The following is an 18,702-nucleotide window of genomic DNA, read 5'->3' as shown; positions in this document are numbered from 1 at the left end:
TTCCTTCCTCGTCTGGTTGCCCCAGAGATCTGGGCCAATCGATGACTCCTCTATTCTGGCGATCTACAGCAGAATATGTAAAGCGACGCCTTCATCGCGCTATTCGCGCCGATTTGGGGGCATCTGTCGCGCGACGGCCGCAGATCGCTGGTAATTGATGTCCAGGCAGTGGCGTCGCAGTCAGACACGCCACAATGATGGAGGGCATCATGCGTGATATGGGTGGCGACTCCCAATGGCTTGTTCGCTCACACCATTGGTTGGTTCTGATTTTTCTACTTGGCGGCGCCGGAGCATGTATGATGTTCTAGTCGCCGCAGCGCTCGTTTACTTCGCGACCGAACGAAGATGACCCCGCGGGCGAGGCCGAAGTGCGGCGCTTCCTCATTCGAGCCGGGACAACCGCCAGGGCAGGTCAAATCAACAGCCGCCGCGAATCACCACCTGAGATGCGCCAGCGGCGCGCCCCTGGGCGAGCGCGTCGACCAACGGCAAATCAGCGGGCGGCATGTCCAGTTCGCGTAGCGCCTCGATCGCAACCCAGCGGGCACTCGCCGCGGCAATCGCGCAAGGCGTGCCGGTCCATTCGTGAACGCAATAGAGCAACAGTACGAGGTTACGATCATCTGACGAGACAGTAGCGAAGGACAGCGGTTGCAAGGCGCTCGTGGACACCGCGATGCCAAGCTCCTCGTGCAATTCACGCGCGAGGGCGGCTTCTGGTGCTTCCCCGGGTTCAACCTTGCCGCCGGGAAACTCCCACAGCCCACCATGCTGCTTGGCGATTGGGCGCTGCTGAACGAAGACCTTTCCGCCACGATCCACCAGCGCCGCTGCAACTACTAGAAACAGCGGCAATTTCGTCATTTCGCCAGTGGTCATGTCGACCTTTCGTTAAGCCTGTCGTGCGATCAAGCCTGACATGGACCGAGCCCCTGCCTTGATCAAACCCGTGCTTGCAACATGGCGAAGGCTATGGCGCAGCCGACGCGGGGCCACGGCAGTTGAATATGGATTAATTGCCGCGTTGATCGTGATTGCCACCATGGCGAGCTTCAGCGGCGTGGCAGACATTACCGTCACCATGTGGAACAACGTCAGTGAGCGAGTGGTTCATGCCCGCTGAAGCCACATGGGTCCGACTTTAAATGTTTTTCAACCCGCGTCTGTAATTGACGTGAATACCGGAGCGGGGATCACCTTAGCCGGTCGGGTGACTGAAGCTTTCAATATCGGAGATCGAACATGCAGAAGATGCGCGCATTTATCAAGGACTCCAAGGGCGCCACGGCTATCGAGTACGGCCTGATCGCCGCGCTGATCGCAGTAGCCGCCATCACGGCGATGGGCACGCTGGGCAACCAGCTCTCGACCACGTTCACCACGGTTTCGACCAAGATGAACACCACGACCCGTTGAGGTCAGCCGGGATCGGGCGTTGACCCGGTACTGCATTCAAAGGCGGCGAGCACCTGCTCGCCGCCTTTTGTTTTATCAGCTGAGCGCGCGCCCCATCGCGAGGAACTTCTCTCGCCGTTGACGCCGCAACGTATCCGCATCCAGCGGAACGAGCTCGTTCAACGCGCCTTCGATCGCGTCGCCCAACGCGCCGATGGCAGCAGACGGGCTACGGTGCGCCCCACCCAGCGGCTCGGCCACGATGGTATCGATCACGCCAAGCGCCTTCAGATCCTGCGCCGTGACCTTCATGGCCTCCGCTGCCTCAGCAGCCTTCTCTGCCGTCCGCCACAGGATGGAGGCGCAACCCTCCGGCGAGATCACGGAATAAACGGCGTGTTCGAACATCAGCACGCGGTTGCCACTGGCCAGCGCGATCGCGCCTCCGGAACCGCCCTCACCCACCACGGCAGAAACCAGCGGGACGCCGGCCGCAAGACATGCCTCGGTCGACCGGGCAATCGCCTCCGCCTGGCCGCGTTCTTCCGCCTGCAGGCCCGGAAAGGCGCCTGACGTATCCACCAGGGTCACGATCGGCAGGCCGAAACGATCCGCAAGTGACATCAAGCGCACTGCCTTACGATACCCTTCCGGCTTACCCATGCCGAAATTGTGGCGCAGTCGGGTGGCGGTATCATCGCCCTTCTCGTGCCCCATGACGAGCACGCGCTTGCCGCGGAACGTGGCGAAGCCGCCAAGAATTGCCTGATCGTCCCCGAAGGCACGGTCACCGGCCAGCGGCACGAACTCATCGAAGAGGCCAGCGACATAGTGTTTGAAGTGCGGCCGTTCCGGATGCCGTGCGACCTGAGTCTTCTGCCAGGGAGTCAGCTTGGCGAAGGTATCGCGCAACATGCGGTCGGACTTCGCCTGAAGCTTGGCGACCTCGGCCGCGATGTCCACGCCGCCCTCTGCGCCAGTTTCACGTAGCTCGTCGATCCGCGCCTGGAGTTCTGCGATCGGCTTTTCGAAATCGAGAAATGTCGGCATCGTGCGCAGCTAGGCGCGCGGCTTGGCCGCGTCAACGAGCGGGTGGCGCTCATTGACGAGCGTGATCAGCCTCGCGCGGTCCACATGAGTGTAGATTTCGGTGGTCGCGATGTCGGCATGACCCAGCATCGCCTGCAGAGCACGCAGATCCGCACCGCCCTCCAGCAAGTGGGTCGCAAACGCGTGACGAAGAACGTGAGGACTGATCCTGTCAGGCGGGATGCCCGCTTCTGCACCCATCGCACGGATGATCTGGAACAATCTCACGCGCGAAATGTGCGCTTTGCCCGACGGGAACAGGTGAAGTGAGTCGGCACCGACAAGGTCGCGCCAGGCTGCCACCGCCGCCCGAGCCCGGTCGGAGATCGGTACCAGCCGCTCCTTCCCGCCCTTTCCCTTGAGAATCAGAAAAGGGCGGTCAGGGTGGATGGCGTTACGCGGCAAGGACACCAGCTCCGTCGCGCGGAGACCCGAGCCATATAAGAGCTCCAGGAGCGCCGAATTGCGAACATCCGCCGGCAGCTTCGGATCGCGATCGAGCCGCGCCGCGGCCACGCCGAACAGTCGCGCCACATCATCATGACTGAGCGTCTTTGGCAGCGAACGCCTTGTTCCCGGCTTCGGCAGCGCCTGACCCGGATCGTCCGACCGGAGCCCTTCGTCGAAGAGAAAGGCGAAAAATCGCCTGAGCGCCGCTGACTTGCGCGCAACGGTTGCCCGCGCAAGGCCTGCCCATTCCTCGCCGAGCCGGGCGACCGCCGCACCGTCGGCGCAAGCGAGCTTGCCTTCAAGCTCCCGCGACGCCAGCAGGAGATCGCTGCGGTAAGCATTGACCGTGTTGCGCGCGGCGCCGGCCTGCGCCGACATCATCTCTAGGAAGCGCTCGATCAGGGCAGCATCGCCCAACATGGTCAAACGCGCGACAGCGCCTCGGCAGCGATCATTCGCGCCTCGCCACCAAGCCCAACCGCGCGCAATGCTGCAACAATGCGATAGAGCGCGGCGGGCGGAAGAGTGCTCCACCTCTGCGTCTGCATACCGATGCCGGCCAGCAGCAGTACCGTCGCCGGCTGCCGTTCGCTGACGGCGCGATCAAGGGCGCGCGTCCAGCTGTTCGCTGCCCCGATAGGCACCTCAAGCGCCTCCGCACCGCTTTCGATCTCTTGCGCGGAAAGACGGCCCAGTCCCGCAAGCCCGGCGAAAAGAACCTTCCGCTTCAACGCAGCGTCGCCGCTGCCGGAGTAGGAAGCGACTGCGTTATACGACAACCGTGTCCGCGCGTCCGGATCAGAAAGTTCGAGCAAAGCCCAAGCGTCGCCGCCTTCTTCAACCTGGCCGCGCCAGCGTTGCGCGGTGCGATCCAGCCCGGCGGAAAGCATCGCTGCCACGATCCGATCAGCCTCAGCCTTTCCGTTGGCCGGGCGAATCCGGGCTGCCGCGCGCGCTGTCAGGATTAATCGCGCATAGCGGGCCTGCGGTGTCTCACCCCCGTCCCAGAGTTGGGTCAGGGCGCGCAGCCGCGTTGCGACATCTGCGCCGACATAGGCGGAGCGAAGGTCCGAGGCGATCGCGCCAAGCGCAGCGGGCGTATCTTCGCCCGCGTCCAGGGCGGCATAAAGATCGACCAGCGCCGCATTGGAGATCACCCCCATCGCCGCGGCGGTTTCCGCAGCGCGCGCCCGGTCGGCGATCGGAATTGCCGGTGCCAGCGCGCGCCATCCGGTGACCTGCGGCCCGACGGTCTGATACAGCTCGTCCGAGATCGGCACGCCAGTGGCGGTCGCGAGACCGAACCGCCAGGCAGTCAGCTGAACCACCGAGTCCCATTCGATCGTCACGGCTTGCCGGCTATTCAGCCCGGCGCCAATGACCTTCTGCGCGAGCGCCAGATCGATCCCGCTGGCCACCCGCTGGCGCCGAGCGGCGTCGATCAGCGGCTTCGCGCCACCTTCGGCATTGCCGAGTGCAGCGCACATCGCCCGTGCAAGGATCCAGCCGCGCTCACTGTTCCCTGCGCCATCTGCAAGCGGGCACAGACCGGCGGGATCGGCAGTGGCGAGCATCGCCTGCATGGCGACCTGGCGGTATTTCGGGGTAGCGTTGGCCGTGTCGACGCTCTGCAACACGCTCCGCGCAGCGACCGACTCGCCCATGCGCAGCAGCAGCCAGGCGCGCTCGGCGGCAAAGTCAGCGCCGTGCAGCCCGTCAGGGGTGTTGACGCGCGACAGCAGCGCGCGGCGCAGCGAAATGGACAGCCACCGCGAAGGCAGCGGCGCCGAAAGCCGCCGCATCAGGCCCTGCAGGAAACCGCCATCTGCCGCGCCGAAGGCGTTGGCCGGCAAGCCACCATCCGCCAGTCCGATCCGCCCGACGAGCGCAAGCGAGCGCCGCGCAAACACGGGCATTTCATACTGCGCCAGCTCTTCCTCGCTCGGTGGCGTAGGCGTCGGAGTCGGCGTGGGCGACGGTTCGACGTCGGGTAGCTCGAGCGGTGCGCTTGGCAGTGGCTGAACCACAGCGCCGTTGGGCTGAGCAACTGGTGGCGGCGCAACGGGTTCACCGAAGCCGGGCGGCAACAGTGATTCGGGTGCCTGGGAGTTCTGGGCGACCGCAGCAGCGGCCAGGGAAGCGGCGGCGGCGAGCGCCGCGATCAACCTAGCTCGCGAGGTTGCCAAGCTCGACCGCCTTTTCGACCTGTGTCGTGGGCTGCTCCGTCGCACTACCTGCGAGGAAGAACAACGCGCCGACCACGACGACCAACAGCACCACAAGCGTGACGATCAACCGGGACATGTTCCAACCCTGCACGGCGCGAGCGAACCCGCGCTTGTAAACCAAAATCGCCGAGCCTTGTGCCCCGGGCGCTGACGCGCTGTATAGCCGGCGGACCAATGTTGCAAAGCCCCACCCCGCCGACCCGCAATCGCAAAAGCCGCTGGCAGCGCGAGCCGATTGTGCTCGTCGGGCTGATGGGCGTGGGCAAGTCCACCGTCGGAAAACGGCTGGCCCATCGGCTCGGCTTGCCGTTTGTCGACGCCGATAACGAGATCGAAGAAGCTGCCGGCATGTCTATCGCGGACATCTTTGCGCAGTTCGGCGAGCCCTATTTCCGGGACGGGGAACGGCGGGTGATCCAGCGGCTGATCGATGGCCGGCCGAAGGTCATCGCAACGGGCGGCGGCGCTTTCGTCAACGATGCGACCCGCGCCCTCATTCTGTCAGACGCGCTCGCGATCTGGCTCGACGCCGATATAGATGTGCTGGTGGAACGGGTTCGCCGCCGTGACACCCGCCCGCTGCTGCGGGGAAAGGATCCGGCCACCGTGCTCCGGGAGCTCGCGGCTGTTCGCAATCCGCTTTACGCGCAGGCGCATATTCGCGTGCCCAGCAACAATGCGCCGCATGAGGCAACGGTACGTGCCATTCTGGAAGCCATTGGTTACGGGGCCTCATGACGATTGTTCCAGTAGCGCTGGGTGAGCGCAGCTACGACGTAATGATTGAGGCTGGGCTGCTGGGGCGCGCCGGCGACATCTTGGCGCCGCTCTCTCGCGGGCGGCCGATGCCGATCGTCGCGGACGCCAATGTCGCGCCTCATCTGCAAAGGCTGCGCTCCTCTTTGGATGCTGCGGGAATCCAGAGCGAGACGATCATCATCCCGGCGGGTGAAAAGTCGAAAAGCTGGGCCACTCTGGAAAGCCTGACCGACCGCCTGCTGGAACTTGGCGTCGAGCGCGGAGATCATGTGATTGCGCTGGGCGGCGGGGTGATCGGCGATCTCGTCGGCTTCGCCACGGCGATCCTCAAGCGCGGCTGCGGCTTCGTGCAGATACCGACTACCTTGCTGTCGCAGGTCGACTCGTCCGTCGGCGGCAAGACGGGCATCAATGCGCGCGCCGGCAAAAACCTGATCGGCGCATTTCACCAGCCGAAGGTGGTGCTGATCGACCCTAGTGTTCTCGACACCCTGCCAGTGCGTGAGCTGCGCGCGGGTTATGCGGAAGTCGTGAAATATGGGCTGATCGACGATGCCGACTTTTTCAGCTGGTGCGAGGAACATGGCGCGGCGCTCCTTGCTGGCGACGCGGAGGCGCGCACCTACGCCATTGCGCATTCCGTTCGTGCCAAGGCCCGGATCGTCGGCGAAGATGAATTCGAAACGATCGGTCGGCGCGCGCTCCTCAATCTCGGTCACACCTTTGGTCACGCACTGGAAGCGGAAGCAGGTTTTTCCGATCGGCTGCTTCATGGCGAGGCGGTCGCGGCGGGATGTGCGCTGGCGTTCGGCTTTTCCGCCGCGCATGGCCTGTGCCCAATGCAGGATGCAGTGCGGGTGGCCGCGCATTGGCAAGCAGTTGGCCTGCCCAATGGCCTGGCAGCCGCAGGGATCACGGCGTCGGCAGAGCAGCTGGTGGAACACATGCGCCACGACAAGAAGGCTAGCGGCGGGCAGATCCCGTTTCTCCTCGCCCGTGGGATCGGCCAGACCTATCTCGACAAGCAGGTCTCGCTGGAGGACGTGCGCAGCTTCCTCGCCATCCAGCCGCACTGATGCCCAACGGCGTCGCCAAACGCGACCTGCCAACCAAGACCTGCCCGGTCTGCCAACGGCCATTCACGTGGCGCAAGAAGTGGGCGCGGGTGTGGGAAGATGTGGTCTACTGCTCCGACGCCTGCCGCCGGAAACGCTAGGCTGAAAGGGTCGCCGTTTGCCTAGCCGCGTGCCGCCATCCAGGCGAGCCACAGCCAGCCGGCGATCAACAGCGTTCCGCCGATCGGCGTGATCGCGCCCAGCCAGCGCGGCGCACCCATCGCCATCAGGTACAACGTCCCCGCGAACACGGCACTACCGGCGAGGAACAGCCATGCGGGCCCGCGCGCATCGAGCCTGAGCGCGACCAGCACCGCCACTGCATGTATCAGCTGATATTGCCCGCCGGTGCGCAACCATTCCGCGGCCTGCCCGCTGGCGCCATGGGCACCGAAGGCACCGGCGCCCACCGCAAGCGCGCCGGACAGCGCCGCCAACATCATCAGCCAGTTCATCGATCATTCCCCCAGGGCTGCTGCTCCGCCACCAGGGCGCGAGCGGCGCGGACATCGTTCGCTTCCAGCTGAATGCGCAAGCGTTCCTTGTCGCGGGCGCGGTACATGTCCTCGGCACGATCGATGTCGGCACGATCGATGCCAAGCCCTTCCATCGCCGCACGCGCCATCTTCACTGCGGATTCTAGAACCTCGCGCACCACCAGCCGGGCAGGCCCGTTCTTCAGCCGGATCAGCCCGCGTCGGTCGAACGCCCGCACGTAGATGGCCGCATTGGGGAATGCCTCATGAACGGATTCGACCACCTCGGCCGTCACCTGTTCACCATCGGCGCAGAACAGGATCATTTCGGCCTCTGCCGCGCCAGCCTGACGCAGCAGATCAAGGCGGGTGCCATCGCCATAATAGACCTTCGCCCCGAATTCTGCGGCGATGTCGATCATCTCGATATCGGTATCGATCAGCGTCACCGGAATGTTCTGGGCGAGCAGCATCTGCCCGACCGTCTGGCCGAAACGACCATAGCCGACGATCACCGCATTGGCCCCGTCAGCGACCGGGCCGTCCCGCTCGCCCTTCACGATTGGCTCCTCGCGGAACCGCCGGGTGAGCGACATCAGGAAAGGCGTGGTCGCCATCGACAGGGTGATGATCGCTCCGAAAAGCGAGGCCGCATCGGGCGCGATCAGATATGCGTTGGTCGCCTGCGCAAACAGCACGAACCCGAACTCGCCGCCCTGACTGAGCAACACACCGAGCGCGAGCGCGGAACGCCACGTCATCCGGAACGCAAGGCCGATGAGGAAGATCACCAAGGTCTTCGTGCCGATCAGCGCCAGCGCCATGGAAAGGACGAACAGCGGGCGCTCCGCGATCGCTTCCAGGTTCAGCATCATGCCGATCGTGAGAAAGAACAGGCCGAGCAGGATCGAGCGAAAGGGATCGACATCCGCCTCAAGCTCGTGCCGATACGGGCTGTCGGCCAGCATCACGCCTGCGACAAACGCGCCTAATGCGGTCGATAGGCCAAGCGCCTCCATCAGCGCCGCGCTGGCGATCACGGTGAAAAGCGCGGCAAAGACGAACATTTCCCGCTCACCCATGTTGCCGATGCCCCGGAACAAGGGCCGCAGGATGAAGCGCCCGGCTGCGATCAGCCCAGCGACCGCCGCGAAGGTATAGAGTACCAGAATCCATCCCGGCGGACCGGCGGCATCAGCCGGATTGCGGCTCATCGCGGCAATGATGGTGATAAGGGGAATGATCGACAGATCCTGGAACAACAGGATCGAGAAGGCGCGCTCACCGAACGGCGTCCGCAGCCGGCCGGAGGATTGCAGCATCGGCAACACCTGCGCCGTGGAGGACAGCGCGAGTGGCAATCCAAGCGCAAGCGCGGCCGGAACCGAGAAGTGCGCGAAGATCGCGATGATGGCGGTGATCGCGACGCCACATGCCGCGACCTGAAGCAGACCAAGCCCGAAAATGTCCTGCTTCAGCCGCCAGAGCCGGGTGGGATTGAGTTCCAGCCCGACCACGAACAGCAGCAAGGTAATGCCGAGTTCCGCAACGCCAAGCTTCGATTCGGCGTCACCGACCAGTCCCAGCACTTGCGGGCCGACGACGGCGCCGGCGACGAGAAATCCGAGCGTTGCACCCAGGCCAAGACGCCGGAAGAGCAGCACGAAAGCGAGCCCTGCGCCAAGCAGGATCACTCCATCGCGCAGCAGCGATCCCGTAGCGGCGTGCTCCATCAGTCCCCCTTTGTCGGATCTTGCGCCCGCTCGGCGGCTTCAGCGGCAGCCTCAAACGCCAATCGGATCGACGCGTGGCGGGCATGATAGCCAAGCGCCGGTGTCAGCACGTCTAGCCCCGGCCAATCCGGCAGTTCCCCCTCGCGCGCCAACCAGGCCGTGAGCGCGTCGCGAGCCACCGCCAGTTCCGCAGGCGTGCGACCGATAACATTGGCAGCAAGCAACGACGAGGATGCCTGCCCAAGGGCGCAGGCGCGAACCAGCATGCCCGCCTCACTCACCCGGCCATCCGGTCCGAGATTGACGTCGACGGTGACCCGGCTGCCGCAGATCGGCGAACGCCGCTCGCTCGTACCTTGCGGGTCGATGAGCCGCTCATCAATGGGATTGTCCGTGGCGAGCTTCAGGATAGCGTCATTGTAGAGCGTGTCGTTCATCCTGACTGCCCTCCATTGATGGGTGGGGCACCGTGACCGAACACTGGCTGTCCCCGGCGTCGGCGGTCGACGAAATCGGCGATGGCATTGCTGGTGACGTTGAGCAGCGGATAGGTACGCGCTTCCTTGATCCACGCCGGGCGCCGTGTCGGGCCACCACCGATCGTATCCAGCACCAGGACGATAAGGAGGAACGCCAAGCTGGCGATGATCAACCCCTTCAACGCACCGAAGCCGAACCCGAGCGCCCGATCCACCGGCCCCAGGACGGATTTGCGCACCCGTTCTCCGAGTGCACGGGCCACCATCCGACCCAGGACATAGGTCACGCCGCACAACAGTACGAATGCCAGCACCGCGGCGCCGGAAGCGGTTCCGATCGGTGCGGCGAGCGCTTTCGACAGCGGCAGGTGAAAGAGCTTTACCGCGAAGATCATCGCCACCCAGGCGAAGAGCGCCAGCACCTCCGTCACAAAGCCGCGCTTCAGGCCGAGAAGCGCACTGCCCGCGACGACGGTCAGCACCGCGATATCAAGTCCGTTGAGGTTCATTGTTGCCGATCTAGGCGATGATGGTGACGATGAGAACAGGGCCGCAACCAACGTCGCGCAAAGCGCCGCTTGGCCGAACGGTATTGCTGGCGAACATCCACGCCGCCACAAAGCAGGTCCTCATGACAGGCTAGCGACGCGGCACGTAACGTCAGTCGCGGACGCCAACGCCCGTCCGGCAACAGATCAGCCGCGCCCGAGGAGGTGATCCACCAAGCGCCCGAGCGTGGGGAAGCCGGCCAGCCGCAATGCGCCCTTCTCGCCGGTCATCGCCGCCGGCACCAGCGCCTGGCCAAAGCCCAGCTTCGCCGCCTCCTTCAGCCGCAAGGCGCCATGAGCAACGCTTCGCACCTCGCCCGACAGCGCGATCTCGCCAAAAGCAATGGCGTCGGTCGGCACCGGGCGTTCGGAGAGCGCCGAGACCAGCGCCGCCGCCACCGCCAGATCCGCGGCAGGATCCTGAACCCGGTAGCCACCAGCGACATTGAGATAGACCTCGGCCGACGAAAAGCTGAGCCCGCAGCGGGCCTCCAGTACCGCCAGGATCATGGCGAGCCGACCACTGTCCCAGCCGACCACCGCCCGCCGTGGGGTGGCGCCGCTGGCGAGGCGAACCACCAGCGCTTGGATCTCGACCAGGACCGGCCGGGTGCCTTCCAGTGCCGGGAACACGACGGTTCCCGTTACGCTCTCATCACGCTGGGTCAGGAACAGCGACGAGGGGTTGGCAACCTCCGCCAGCCCTTCGGCCTGCATGGCGAAGACGCCGATCTCGTCGGTGCCGCCGAAGCGGTTCTTGATCGCACGCAGGATGCGATATTGGTGGCTGCGCTCGCCCTCGAAGCTGAGCACCGTATCGACCATATGCTCGAGCACGCGCGGGCCGGCGATCGTGCCGTCCTTGGTGACGTGCCCGACCAGCACCAGCGCGGTTCCCCGCTCCTTGGCGAAGCGGATCAACTCCTGCGCCGATGCGCGCACCTGGCTCACCGTGCCGGGCGCGCCCTCGATCAGGTCCGAGTGCATGGTCTGGATCGAGTCGATGACCAGCAGCGCGGGCGGCTTGCCAGCGCCCAGCGTCGTCAGAATGTCGCGGACCGAGGTTGCAGAGGCGAGTCGTACCGGGGCCTCGCCCAATCCCAGCCGCCGGGCACGCAGGCGGACCTGATCGGCCGCCTCCTCGCCCGAGATATAGGCGACGTCCGCTCCGCCCAGCGCCATGCGCGCTGCGGCCTGCAGGAGCAGCGTGGACTTGCCGATGCCAGGATCGCCGCCGATCAGCGTGGCGCTTGCCTCCACGAAGCCGCCGCCGAGTGCGCGGTCGAGTTCGGCGATGCCGCTGGGCATGCGCGCGGGCAGCGGCACCTCGGCGTCCAGCGCCATCATCGCCACGGCGCGGCCGCCGCCCTGCAGATTGTGCTTGGCCTGAAACGGCGTGACGATGGTCGGCGCTTCCTCCACCAGCGTGTTCCATTCGGAACAGTCCACGCACTGCCCCTGCCATCGTGAGGCAACGGAGCCACAGGACTGGCAGACATATCGTTTCTGCGGCTTCGCCATCTTCGATCCCTAATGCGCGCGCGGCGACCCGGCCGCGGCAGGTCAGCGCATCCATCGCACCCGCACAGCCCCGCACCTCTTCGCCTACTGCAAGAACAACTGGGGAACAATCCCGCCCTCTGCCAGGGGGTGCGTGACAGAATAAGGTAGTGGCTCAGCTCTGTGCCGAGGCGTGCGCACCCGTCCGGCCCATCAAGGCGATGATCAGCGAGTCGCGGTCCGCACCGGCTCGGCCGGAGGCTTTCGCTCGCTTCGCAGCGCTTCGACGACGTTCTTGCCTGTTTCAGGGCAGCGATACTGCAATAAAATAACGTCTTGGGACTCCCCTGCCTTGACGCTCCATGTTGCATCGGCGAAGTCGCGAGCCGCTATGAAGAGCCCCTTCCCCTTTGCCGCCGCGGCGCTCCTCGCGCTCGCTGCTTGTAATTCCAATTCGGAGCCCGAGGTTCTCGACTCCAATCCGGATCCCATGGCTGCGGAACTCGCGAACGCCGGTACTGTCGAACTGCCGCCTGCCATCAAGGCGGACAAGACGATGCGCTGCGGCGACAACAGCCTCGTCTATGTCACCTTCTTCGAAGGCGACAAGCAGGCGGTTGTCCGCACCGAGAAGGGCGGCACGCCGACGACGCTCACTGCGGCGAATGCTGGCGAGCCGCTGACCGCGGAGGGCGGCTGGAAGCTGACCGGCGATACCGCGAACGTGAAGATCGAGCAGCCCGGCAAGGGCACGCTTTCCTGCCACGAATAACTTTGTTCATTTTCGCCGTCGCGCCTTGGCAGGTGCGGCGGCAGCTACCTATCATGCGCGCCAGCCATGACGCGCTACCCTTCCCACGACGTGCTTGACCCAGCCTCCGTGCTGGGCGCCTATGCCGTCGGCGTATTTCCGATGGCGGACGCACGCGATGCGCCCGGCGTATATTGGGTGGAGCCGCGGCGACGGGCGATCCTGCCGCTGGACGGTTTTCATCTCTCGCGCTCGCTGCGCAAAACGCTTCGCTCCGAACGATTCCGGCTAACGGCGGATACGGCGTTCGACTCCATCATCGCGCTGTGCGCCGAAGCAGCAACCGATCGGCCCGAGACGTGGATCAACCCGTCGATCGAGCAGGTCTTCCTGGAACTGCACGCCGCCGGCTTCGCACATTCCATCGAATGTTGGGAAGGCAATCAGTTGGTCGGCGGGCTGTATGGCCTCGCAATCGGACGGGCATTCTTCGGCGAAAGCATGGTGAGCCGGACGCGCGACGCGTCCAAGGCGGCGCTCGCGGCGCTGGTCGCCCGGCTGCGGTATGGCGGTTACACGCTGCTCGACTGCCAATTCATGACCGATCACCTCGCCTCGCTTGGCGCCATCGAGATCGACCGGGAGGATTACATGGTGTTGCTGGGCGATGCGCTGGCGGAGGTGCTTGGCCCTTCCGCCGCTGGCGCGGCGTCCTGGCTGCCGGCGGCCGCGGATTTCCGCGCCGTTGAGGGGGAGGCCAGGACGTCGGTGTCCGGGCCCTTATCCGGGAAGGACATCGTGCAGCTCTTGGGCCACACGTCGTAGATCGGGTGCTGCACGACGTTGAGCGCCGGACGCTCCTTGTACAGCCAACCGGAGAAGGCGCGGCGCCACTTCTCGTCGCTGCCACGAACGTCCAGCTGTAGAAACGCGCCGGTCAGCTGCTCCTGCTCCCAAGGGGCAGTGCGCTCACAAGCACGCAGGCGCACGATCGTGTCACCGATGCGCAGCGCCTGCCCCGGCTTCATCGTCAGATCCCGGCTCACACCATTGCGCTTGTTGAGGAGGCCGATCACTGCGCTACGCTGCGCCATTGGCGTGCTGCCGGCGTCCACCGGCGCCGCATCGCCCTCCACCGTGACCACGTCCGACGGCGCATCCTGCTCCGCAGCGTCCGGAACCTGCTGGCTGGTCGCGGGCCGTGCGTCACTGCCCCCATCACTGATCCAGCGCGCGCCTTGCCACGCCCCCACCCCCAGCAATGCGGCGGCGGCGAGCGCGCCGGCCGCTACCGCCGGCTTCACGCGTCCGGGCTCCACGCCTCGTAATCACCGCTGGCTGCCTGGCGCTGTCCACCGCGCTCCAGCGAGCCAGACGGGCGATATGCCTCCGCCGTGCCGGTCATGTTCGGCTTGGCCGGCTTCTGCCACGGCCGCGGCGGTGGCAGCGCGCTCCCCGGCGCCGAGTCCACATGATGGTGCAGCCAGCTGAACCATTCGGGCGGCACACGGCTGGCATCATTCGACCCGTTGTAGATCACCCAGCGGCGCGGATTGCCCGCCGTATCCTGCCCGCCTTCATAATAGACGTTGCCGAGCGCGTCCTCGCCGATGCGCGTCTTGCCGCGCAGGCCGAACCAGGTGCCGATGGTGGCGCCATTCCACCAGGTGAAGGGGTTTAGGTTGATGCCCATGTCGCCCGGCGCTTAGCGTCTGGCGCGCAAGGCTTCAATGGCATGTGACACGCGCACGGGTGAACCTGTCGGACCTTCACCCGCGCAACGATGGAGCGGCTTGATCAACGGCCAACAAAGCGGAGGCAAGCTTGAAGGACCCGTGACCGAGCAACACGCCACAACACGGTCCATCGCGCCCGCCTGCCTGCACCTCTGGGCAGCGCCGCGACGCCAGCGATCACTTCTTCCAGGTGACCTTGTCGCCTTCGGCGATGCCGAGCTCTGCCGACCGGCCACCGTTCAGTTCAAGCACGGCGCCCACCGGCTCGCCCGATGGCACCTGCGCCTCGGAGAAAGGCACGGTATTCTCGGCGATGCGCGCGATGGTGCCATCGGCACGGATGAAGATGATGTCGAGCGGAGAAGGCGTGTTCTTCATCCAGAAGCTTGCCTCGCGCGGGCCCCCGCCCTCCGGGGGATAGGGCGCAAACAACATGCCGCCGTCCTTCGGTATGTCGGTGCGATACATCAGGCCGCGCTGCTGCTTTTCCACCGTGTCCGCCACCTCGACGCGGAAGACATGCCGCCCGTTGGTGCTGGCGATCGTCAATTCGGTGAGCGGTGCCTTTGCCGCCTCGTTGCCGGCCGTCGCGGCGGCATCCCGCCCGGTGCAGGCCGACGCGCCGATCAGCAGCGCCAGAGCCGCGATGCCGTGAAATTTCATTCTAACTCTCCCGTACGACGCTGACAGCCATCGGCCCCTTACGCCCATCGACGACCCGCGCACGGAGCCGCTGCTCCGGCAGGACATCCGCAATATCGCCGCGACGCAGCGTTTCCATGTGAACGAAGATATCGCCGGGCACGTCATCCCGCACCAGGAATCCGTAGCCTTTCAGGCGATTGAACCATTTGACGGACACCGGCTCCCAATCGCCGGCTTCATCGATGAGGGTAACGGGATCGACCCGGCTGACTGGCCGGGGTGCCTGTTCCACCGCTGTCGAGGTGTCGATCGCCAGGATCTCCCGGGCCTGATACCCCCGCTCGCGGCGCACCGCCATGGCATCGACGCGTGTGCCCTCCGGCAGGCTGCGACGGCCGAGCGGCTGAAGCACGGAAAAGTGGATCAGCACATCACCGATCCGTGCCTCGTCTGGCACCAGAAAGCCGAAGCCCCGCGTCACGTCGAACCACTTCAGCGTGCCGGCAACGTGCACGCCTTCTTCTTCGCTCGTCACGGCGCCAGTTACTTCACCGTCCTCAGGCGGATCGCTGCGCATGTTCATCCATTCCCCCGGAGGAAGACGCTAGCATGGTTGTCGCGCCGCACAACATCACAGAACGGAAAGCGATATCATTGATCCGGTTCCGGAACGTCTCCGGGCGCGGCCGAAACGATGCGCCGTGCCACGGCGAACGAATGACCGGCGCGCAACATGGTGGCCATCTGCCGCTCACGGGTGCGCTCGTCTGCCGGCGCTTGCGCGTAGGGGCCGAAACGACGCCGGCGGGCCAGCGCGAGCGCGCTCAACAAGGCCTCGTCGGCGCTCTGCTCCAGCGCCGGCGCGGCATCCTCTTCCTCCACATGCGCCGCTCGCAGCGCCTGCGACACACGCCGGACGCCATAGCCCCGCCGCGTGAGGGAGCGCGCCCGCGCCTCGGCAAACAGGCCATCGTTGATATAGCCAAGCTCAGCCATTCGCTCCGCCAGCATTGACGGGTCGACGGCGGCGCCGCTCCAGCCACGTTCCCGCACCTTCCGCGCGAGATAGCTCGCCAACTTGCCGCGCGTGGTGGCGAACCGCTCCACGTAACGCAGCGCCAACGCCTCCAGTTTGGCGGCGTCCAGCGGAGGGGGTGGGCGTCGGCTGTTGGTCATCCGCCTTGTTGTTGCCACACTGCCATCGGAATTTGAACGTGGCGTTCTATCAGATGGCCGGCCCGGCTGGTGGCCGTCCTGATATGTGCCGGCGCCCTCGAGGCACCACGAGCGAGATTTTGAGCAAAGCAAACATGACGAGCGCGACCCTGACCCCTACCCCGAGCAGCGATTCACAGCCGCGCCGATTCGCCGACTTTGCGACGCTTGGCGAAGCGCTGGACTTTGCGGCGCAGGGTGAGCGCGGCCTGAACTTCCATGATGCGCGCGGCGCGCTGGTGCGCCCCTATCCATTTCGTGAATTGCAGGCGGACGCGAAGGCGGCGGCTTATCGGCTGATCGCCGCGGGCATTGCGCCGGGCGATCGTGTCGCGCTGGTCGCGGAAACCAGCGCCGAGTTCGCCGCGCTGTTCTTCGGCACCGTTTATGCCGGGGCGTGGCCTGTGCCGCTGCCACTGCCGACCTCCTTCGGCGGCAAGGAATCCTATATCGATCAGCTTCGCGTGCAGCTGACGAGCTGCGATCCCGTGATGCTGATCTACCCGCCCGAACTATCCGAGATGGCCGGCGCCGCTGCTGCTGCCACGGGCACCAAGGGGGTCGACTGGGCAGACTTGCTGGCGCGCCCTGCGGACGCGGCCGAGCTTCCCCAGGCGTCCGGCGAGGACATTGCCTATCTGCAATATTCCAGCGGCTCGACCCGCTTCCCGCATGGCGTTGCGATCACTCACCATGCCCTGCTGAACAATCTGGCGGCGCACGCGCACGGCATGCAGCTGATCGAGAGCGACCGCTGCATCTCGTGGCTCCCCTGGTATCATGACATGGGGCTGGTCGGCTGCTTCTTGTCGCCGGTCGCGAACCAGGTCTCGGTCGATTACCTCAAGACCGAGGATTTCGCGCGCCGTCCGCTCGCGTGGCTGGATCTCATCAGCCGCAATCCTGGCACGTCGATCAGCTATTCGCCGACCTTCGGCTACGACATTTGCGCGCGCCGCATGTCGAGCCAGACAAAGGCCGCCGACCGATTCGACCTGTCGCGCTGGCGCCTCGCGGGTAATGGCGCGGACATGATCCGTCCGGACGTGATGCAGGGCTTTGTCGATGCCTTCGCCGATGCCGGTTTCCAGGCCAGCGCGTTCCTCCCTTCCTACGGCCTCGCGGAAGCGACGCTGGCGGTATCGATCATGCCGCCGGGCGAAGGTATTCGCGTCGAGCTGGTCGAGGAAACCCAGCTTTCCGGCGTGCCGGTCGGGCAGGACCGCCCGCAACGTTATCGCGCCATCGTGAATTGCGGAAAGCCGGTGAAGGACATGGCCGTCGAGATCCGCGAGGAAGACGGCACGCCGCTCCCGGAGCGGGCGATCGGCAAGGTATGGTGCAGCGGCCCATCCGTGATGGTCGGCTATTTCCGCGATCCGGAGGCGACCGACGCCTGCATGAAGGGCGGATGGCTGGACACCGGCGACATGGGCTATCTTTCTGACGGCTACATTTACATCGTTGGCCGCGCCAAGGACATGATCATCGTCAACGGCCGCAACCATTGGCCGCAAGACATTGAATGGGCCGTGGAGCAGCTTCCCGGGTTCAAGCAGGGTGACATTGCCGCTTTCGCAATCACCACGCCGGGCGGCGAGGAAACGCCGGCAGTGCTGGTGCAATGCCGCACCTCCGATGATGAGGAGCGCAGCCGGCTGCGCAACGAGATCCGCGACCGGGTGCGCGCCGTCACCGGCATGAACTGCGTGATCGAGTTGATCCCGCCGCGGACGCTGCCGCGCACCAGCTCGGGGAAGCTGAGCCGCGCCAAGGCCCGCAACCTGTATCTGTCGGGCGAGATCAAGCCTTACGCAGTCGCCGCCTGAGGCGCGCCTCGGCACCGTGTCCGGGTGATGGCGGGATCACCGCGGCAACGGTGATCGACGACCGCGATCGTCCTGGATACGCTCATGAACTGGGCGGTGCTGCCACCTCCGGCGACGGTACGATCCGCCGCGCTCAGCTGCCTCACTGAACGACGGTCGCCAGCCCCCCGCGCTCACATCAAAGCGGGGGCGGTCCAAGTTTTGGTCATGCGCCAGGGGTGACTCTCAAAACCGCGAGGACGAGCCCGCGGTCTTGGGAGCGCAATGGCCGAGGCGGCGCTTGACCGGCAGCGCTCAGGCCGCTTGCGCATCAACCGTGCGGCGACGAGCACGAGCCTTCGCCGTCAGCACGATATGTCCCCGCTTCTCCTGCACCCAGCCCTGCCGAGTCAGCACTTCAAGCGTTTTTGGACAATCTCCGCGCGAAATCATCAGGTGCGGCCCGGCGGCCCGCGCCGACCCGAGGATGCGTTCGAGCAGCTCAGCGGTAAGCCAAGCGCCATCGTCTTGCTGACCCAATGCGACCCCCCCAAGGGCTTACGGCATGGTGGATATTATGGGGTAGATGGACAGTGACTCTTGACGGACGTCAAGCGATTCGCACCCTCCCGCGACCGCTCTGAGATGAATCACCGGCGAAGCGTTGGATTCGGGAGAGGAGCCGTGAACGGCTCCCCGGCAGCCGCGGCGTAGGCGCGCATCATCGAGATTTCTGGCGCCGGCGCCGCGACTGAGATCGCAGCGCCGCGTA

The 18,702-nt window shown here is 65.5% G+C and carries 23 protein-coding genes and 1 pseudogene; 8 read left to right on the top strand and 16 right to left on the bottom strand.

Going from position 1 to position 18,702, the window contains the following annotated elements:
- Positions 1–420: 420 nt before the first annotated feature.
- On the bottom strand, positions 421–882 hold the full coding sequence (locus LK535_RS08370) for a (deoxy)nucleoside triphosphate pyrophosphohydrolase (RefSeq protein ID WP_227771436.1): 462 nt from the start codon (positions 880–882) through the stop codon (positions 421–423).
- Between the two features lie 40 nt (positions 883–922).
- Between LK535_RS08370 and LK535_RS08365 the strand changes: the two genes are divergently transcribed.
- Entirely contained in the window at positions 923–1,126 is a 204-nt protein-coding gene (locus tag LK535_RS08365) for a Flp family type IVb pilin (RefSeq protein ID WP_227771435.1), read from the top strand.
- A 119-nt stretch (positions 1,127–1,245) separates the two neighbouring features.
- A complete protein-coding gene (locus LK535_RS08360) occupies positions 1,246–1,419 on the top strand; it encodes a Flp family type IVb pilin (protein ID WP_227771434.1) in 174 nt (57 codons plus the stop codon).
- 75 nt (positions 1,420–1,494) lie between these two features.
- Here LK535_RS08360 and LK535_RS08355 read toward each other — a convergent pair whose 3' ends face one another.
- Genes LK535_RS08355 through LK535_RS08340 form a run of 4 tightly spaced genes read right to left on the bottom strand, consistent with a single transcriptional unit; the run spans position 1,495 to position 5,241 of the window.
- Positions 1,495–2,448: an acetyl-CoA carboxylase carboxyltransferase subunit alpha gene (locus LK535_RS08355; protein ID WP_227771433.1), complete on the bottom strand. Its 954-nt coding sequence runs from the start codon at positions 2,446–2,448 to the stop codon at positions 1,495–1,497.
- 9 nt (positions 2,449–2,457) lie between these two features.
- The gene (locus tag LK535_RS08350; RefSeq protein ID WP_227771578.1) at positions 2,458–3,357 is read right to left on the bottom strand and encodes a tyrosine-type recombinase/integrase; all 900 of its coding nucleotides are present in this window, start codon (positions 3,355–3,357) and stop codon (positions 2,458–2,460) included.
- Positions 3,358–3,359: 2 nt separating this feature from the next.
- Positions 3,360–5,123 (bottom strand): hypothetical protein, encoded by a 1,764-nt coding sequence (locus tag LK535_RS08345; RefSeq protein WP_227771432.1) that lies wholly within the window; start codon positions 5,121–5,123, stop codon positions 3,360–3,362.
- Positions 5,104–5,241 (bottom strand): hypothetical protein, encoded by a 138-nt coding sequence (locus LK535_RS08340; RefSeq protein ID WP_169716265.1) that lies wholly within the window; start codon positions 5,239–5,241, stop codon positions 5,104–5,106. Before LK535_RS08340 ends, LK535_RS08345 begins: the two co-directional genes overlap by 20 nt.
- 98 nt (positions 5,242–5,339) lie before the next feature.
- Between LK535_RS08340 and LK535_RS08335 the strand changes: the two genes are divergently transcribed.
- Genes LK535_RS08335 through LK535_RS08325 form a run of 3 tightly spaced genes read left to right on the top strand, consistent with a single transcriptional unit; the run spans position 5,340 to position 7,140 of the window.
- Positions 5,340–5,903: a shikimate kinase gene (locus LK535_RS08335; RefSeq protein WP_227771431.1), complete on the top strand. Its 564-nt coding sequence runs from the start codon at positions 5,340–5,342 to the stop codon at positions 5,901–5,903.
- Positions 5,900–7,000 (top strand): 3-dehydroquinate synthase, encoded by a 1,101-nt coding sequence (aroB, locus tag LK535_RS08330; protein ID WP_227771430.1) that lies wholly within the window; start codon positions 5,900–5,902, stop codon positions 6,998–7,000. Before LK535_RS08335 ends, aroB begins: the two co-directional genes overlap by 4 nt.
- Positions 7,000–7,140, top strand: coding sequence for a DUF2256 domain-containing protein (locus LK535_RS08325; RefSeq protein WP_227771429.1), 141 nt, complete (start codon positions 7,000–7,002; stop codon positions 7,138–7,140). The genes aroB and LK535_RS08325 overlap by 1 nt, the downstream gene beginning before the upstream one ends.
- A 21-nt stretch (positions 7,141–7,161) precedes the next feature.
- On the opposite strand, the gene LK535_RS08320 is transcribed toward LK535_RS08325, so the two are convergent.
- From LK535_RS08320 to radA, 5 genes are all read right to left on the bottom strand, one after another.
- On the bottom strand, positions 7,162–7,494 hold the full coding sequence (locus tag LK535_RS08320) for a DUF423 domain-containing protein (RefSeq protein ID WP_227771428.1): 333 nt from the start codon (positions 7,492–7,494) through the stop codon (positions 7,162–7,164).
- Positions 7,491–9,248 (bottom strand): cation:proton antiporter, encoded by a 1,758-nt coding sequence (locus LK535_RS08315; RefSeq protein ID WP_227771427.1) that lies wholly within the window; start codon positions 9,246–9,248, stop codon positions 7,491–7,493. Before LK535_RS08315 ends, LK535_RS08320 begins: the two co-directional genes overlap by 4 nt.
- Positions 9,248–9,685, bottom strand: a complete 438-nt coding sequence (locus LK535_RS08310; RefSeq protein ID WP_227771426.1) for an iron-sulfur cluster assembly scaffold protein — start codon at positions 9,683–9,685, stop codon at positions 9,248–9,250. The genes LK535_RS08315 and LK535_RS08310 overlap by 1 nt, the downstream gene beginning before the upstream one ends.
- Entirely contained in the window at positions 9,682–10,236 is a 555-nt protein-coding gene (locus LK535_RS08305) for a CvpA family protein (protein WP_227771425.1), read from the bottom strand. The genes LK535_RS08310 and LK535_RS08305 overlap by 4 nt, the downstream gene beginning before the upstream one ends.
- A gap of 186 nt (positions 10,237–10,422) precedes the next feature.
- On the bottom strand, positions 10,423–11,796 hold the full coding sequence (radA, locus tag LK535_RS08300) for a DNA repair protein RadA (RefSeq protein ID WP_227771424.1): 1,374 nt from the start codon (positions 11,794–11,796) through the stop codon (positions 10,423–10,425).
- Positions 11,797–12,166: 370 nt separating this feature from the next.
- Here radA and LK535_RS08295 point away from each other — a divergent pair, with 370 nt between their 5' ends.
- A complete protein-coding gene (locus tag LK535_RS08295) occupies positions 12,167–12,547 on the top strand; it encodes a hypothetical protein (RefSeq protein ID WP_227771423.1) in 381 nt (126 codons plus the stop codon).
- Positions 12,548–12,613: 66 nt separating this feature from the next.
- Positions 12,614–13,351, top strand: a complete 738-nt coding sequence (gene aat, locus LK535_RS08290) for a leucyl/phenylalanyl-tRNA--protein transferase (RefSeq protein WP_265334114.1) — start codon at positions 12,614–12,616, stop codon at positions 13,349–13,351.
- 35 nt (positions 13,352–13,386) lie between these two features.
- Here aat and LK535_RS16990 read toward each other — a convergent pair.
- From LK535_RS16990 to LK535_RS08265, 5 genes and pseudogenes are all read right to left on the bottom strand, one after another.
- Positions 13,387–13,554, bottom strand: a pseudogene (locus tag LK535_RS16990) (DUF2155 domain-containing protein); the annotation flags it as partial.
- A 272-nt stretch (positions 13,555–13,826) separates the two neighbouring features.
- Positions 13,827–14,219, bottom strand: coding sequence for an NADH:ubiquinone oxidoreductase subunit NDUFA12 (locus tag LK535_RS08280; RefSeq protein ID WP_227771421.1), 393 nt, complete (start codon positions 14,217–14,219; stop codon positions 13,827–13,829).
- A 220-nt stretch (positions 14,220–14,439) separates the two neighbouring features.
- Entirely contained in the window at positions 14,440–14,925 is a 486-nt protein-coding gene (locus tag LK535_RS08275) for a DUF192 domain-containing protein (RefSeq protein ID WP_227771420.1), read from the bottom strand.
- Between the two features lies 1 nt (position 14,926).
- Complete coding sequence (locus LK535_RS08270) at positions 14,927–15,490, bottom strand: cold-shock protein (RefSeq protein WP_227771419.1); 564 nt, start codon at positions 15,488–15,490, stop codon at positions 14,927–14,929.
- Positions 15,491–15,558: 68 nt separating this feature from the next.
- Positions 15,559–16,083 carry a regulatory protein RecX gene (locus LK535_RS08265; RefSeq protein WP_227771418.1) on the bottom strand — a complete coding sequence of 175 codons (525 nt, stop codon included), beginning with the start codon at positions 16,081–16,083 and terminating at the stop codon, positions 15,559–15,561.
- A gap of 134 nt (positions 16,084–16,217) precedes the next feature.
- On the opposite strand from LK535_RS08265, the gene LK535_RS08260 reads away from it, so the two are divergent.
- Positions 16,218–17,951 carry a fatty acyl-AMP ligase gene (locus tag LK535_RS08260; RefSeq protein ID WP_227771417.1) on the top strand — a complete coding sequence of 578 codons (1,734 nt, stop codon included), beginning with the start codon at positions 16,218–16,220 and terminating at the stop codon, positions 17,949–17,951.
- A 294-nt stretch (positions 17,952–18,245) separates the two neighbouring features.
- Here the strand turns inward: LK535_RS08260 and LK535_RS08255 are convergent, their stop codons facing one another.
- The gene (locus tag LK535_RS08255) at positions 18,246–18,470 is read right to left on the bottom strand and encodes a hypothetical protein (RefSeq protein WP_227771416.1); all 225 of its coding nucleotides are present in this window, start codon (positions 18,468–18,470) and stop codon (positions 18,246–18,248) included.
- Between the last annotated feature and the right edge of the window lie 232 nt (positions 18,471–18,702).

Origin of the sequence: Sphingomonas sp. IC4-52 (assembly GCF_020707225.1) — a bacterium.
Taxonomy (GTDB): domain Bacteria; phylum Pseudomonadota; class Alphaproteobacteria; order Sphingomonadales; family Sphingomonadaceae; genus Sphingomonas.
This window is presented reverse-complemented; position numbering and strand designations above follow the sequence as displayed.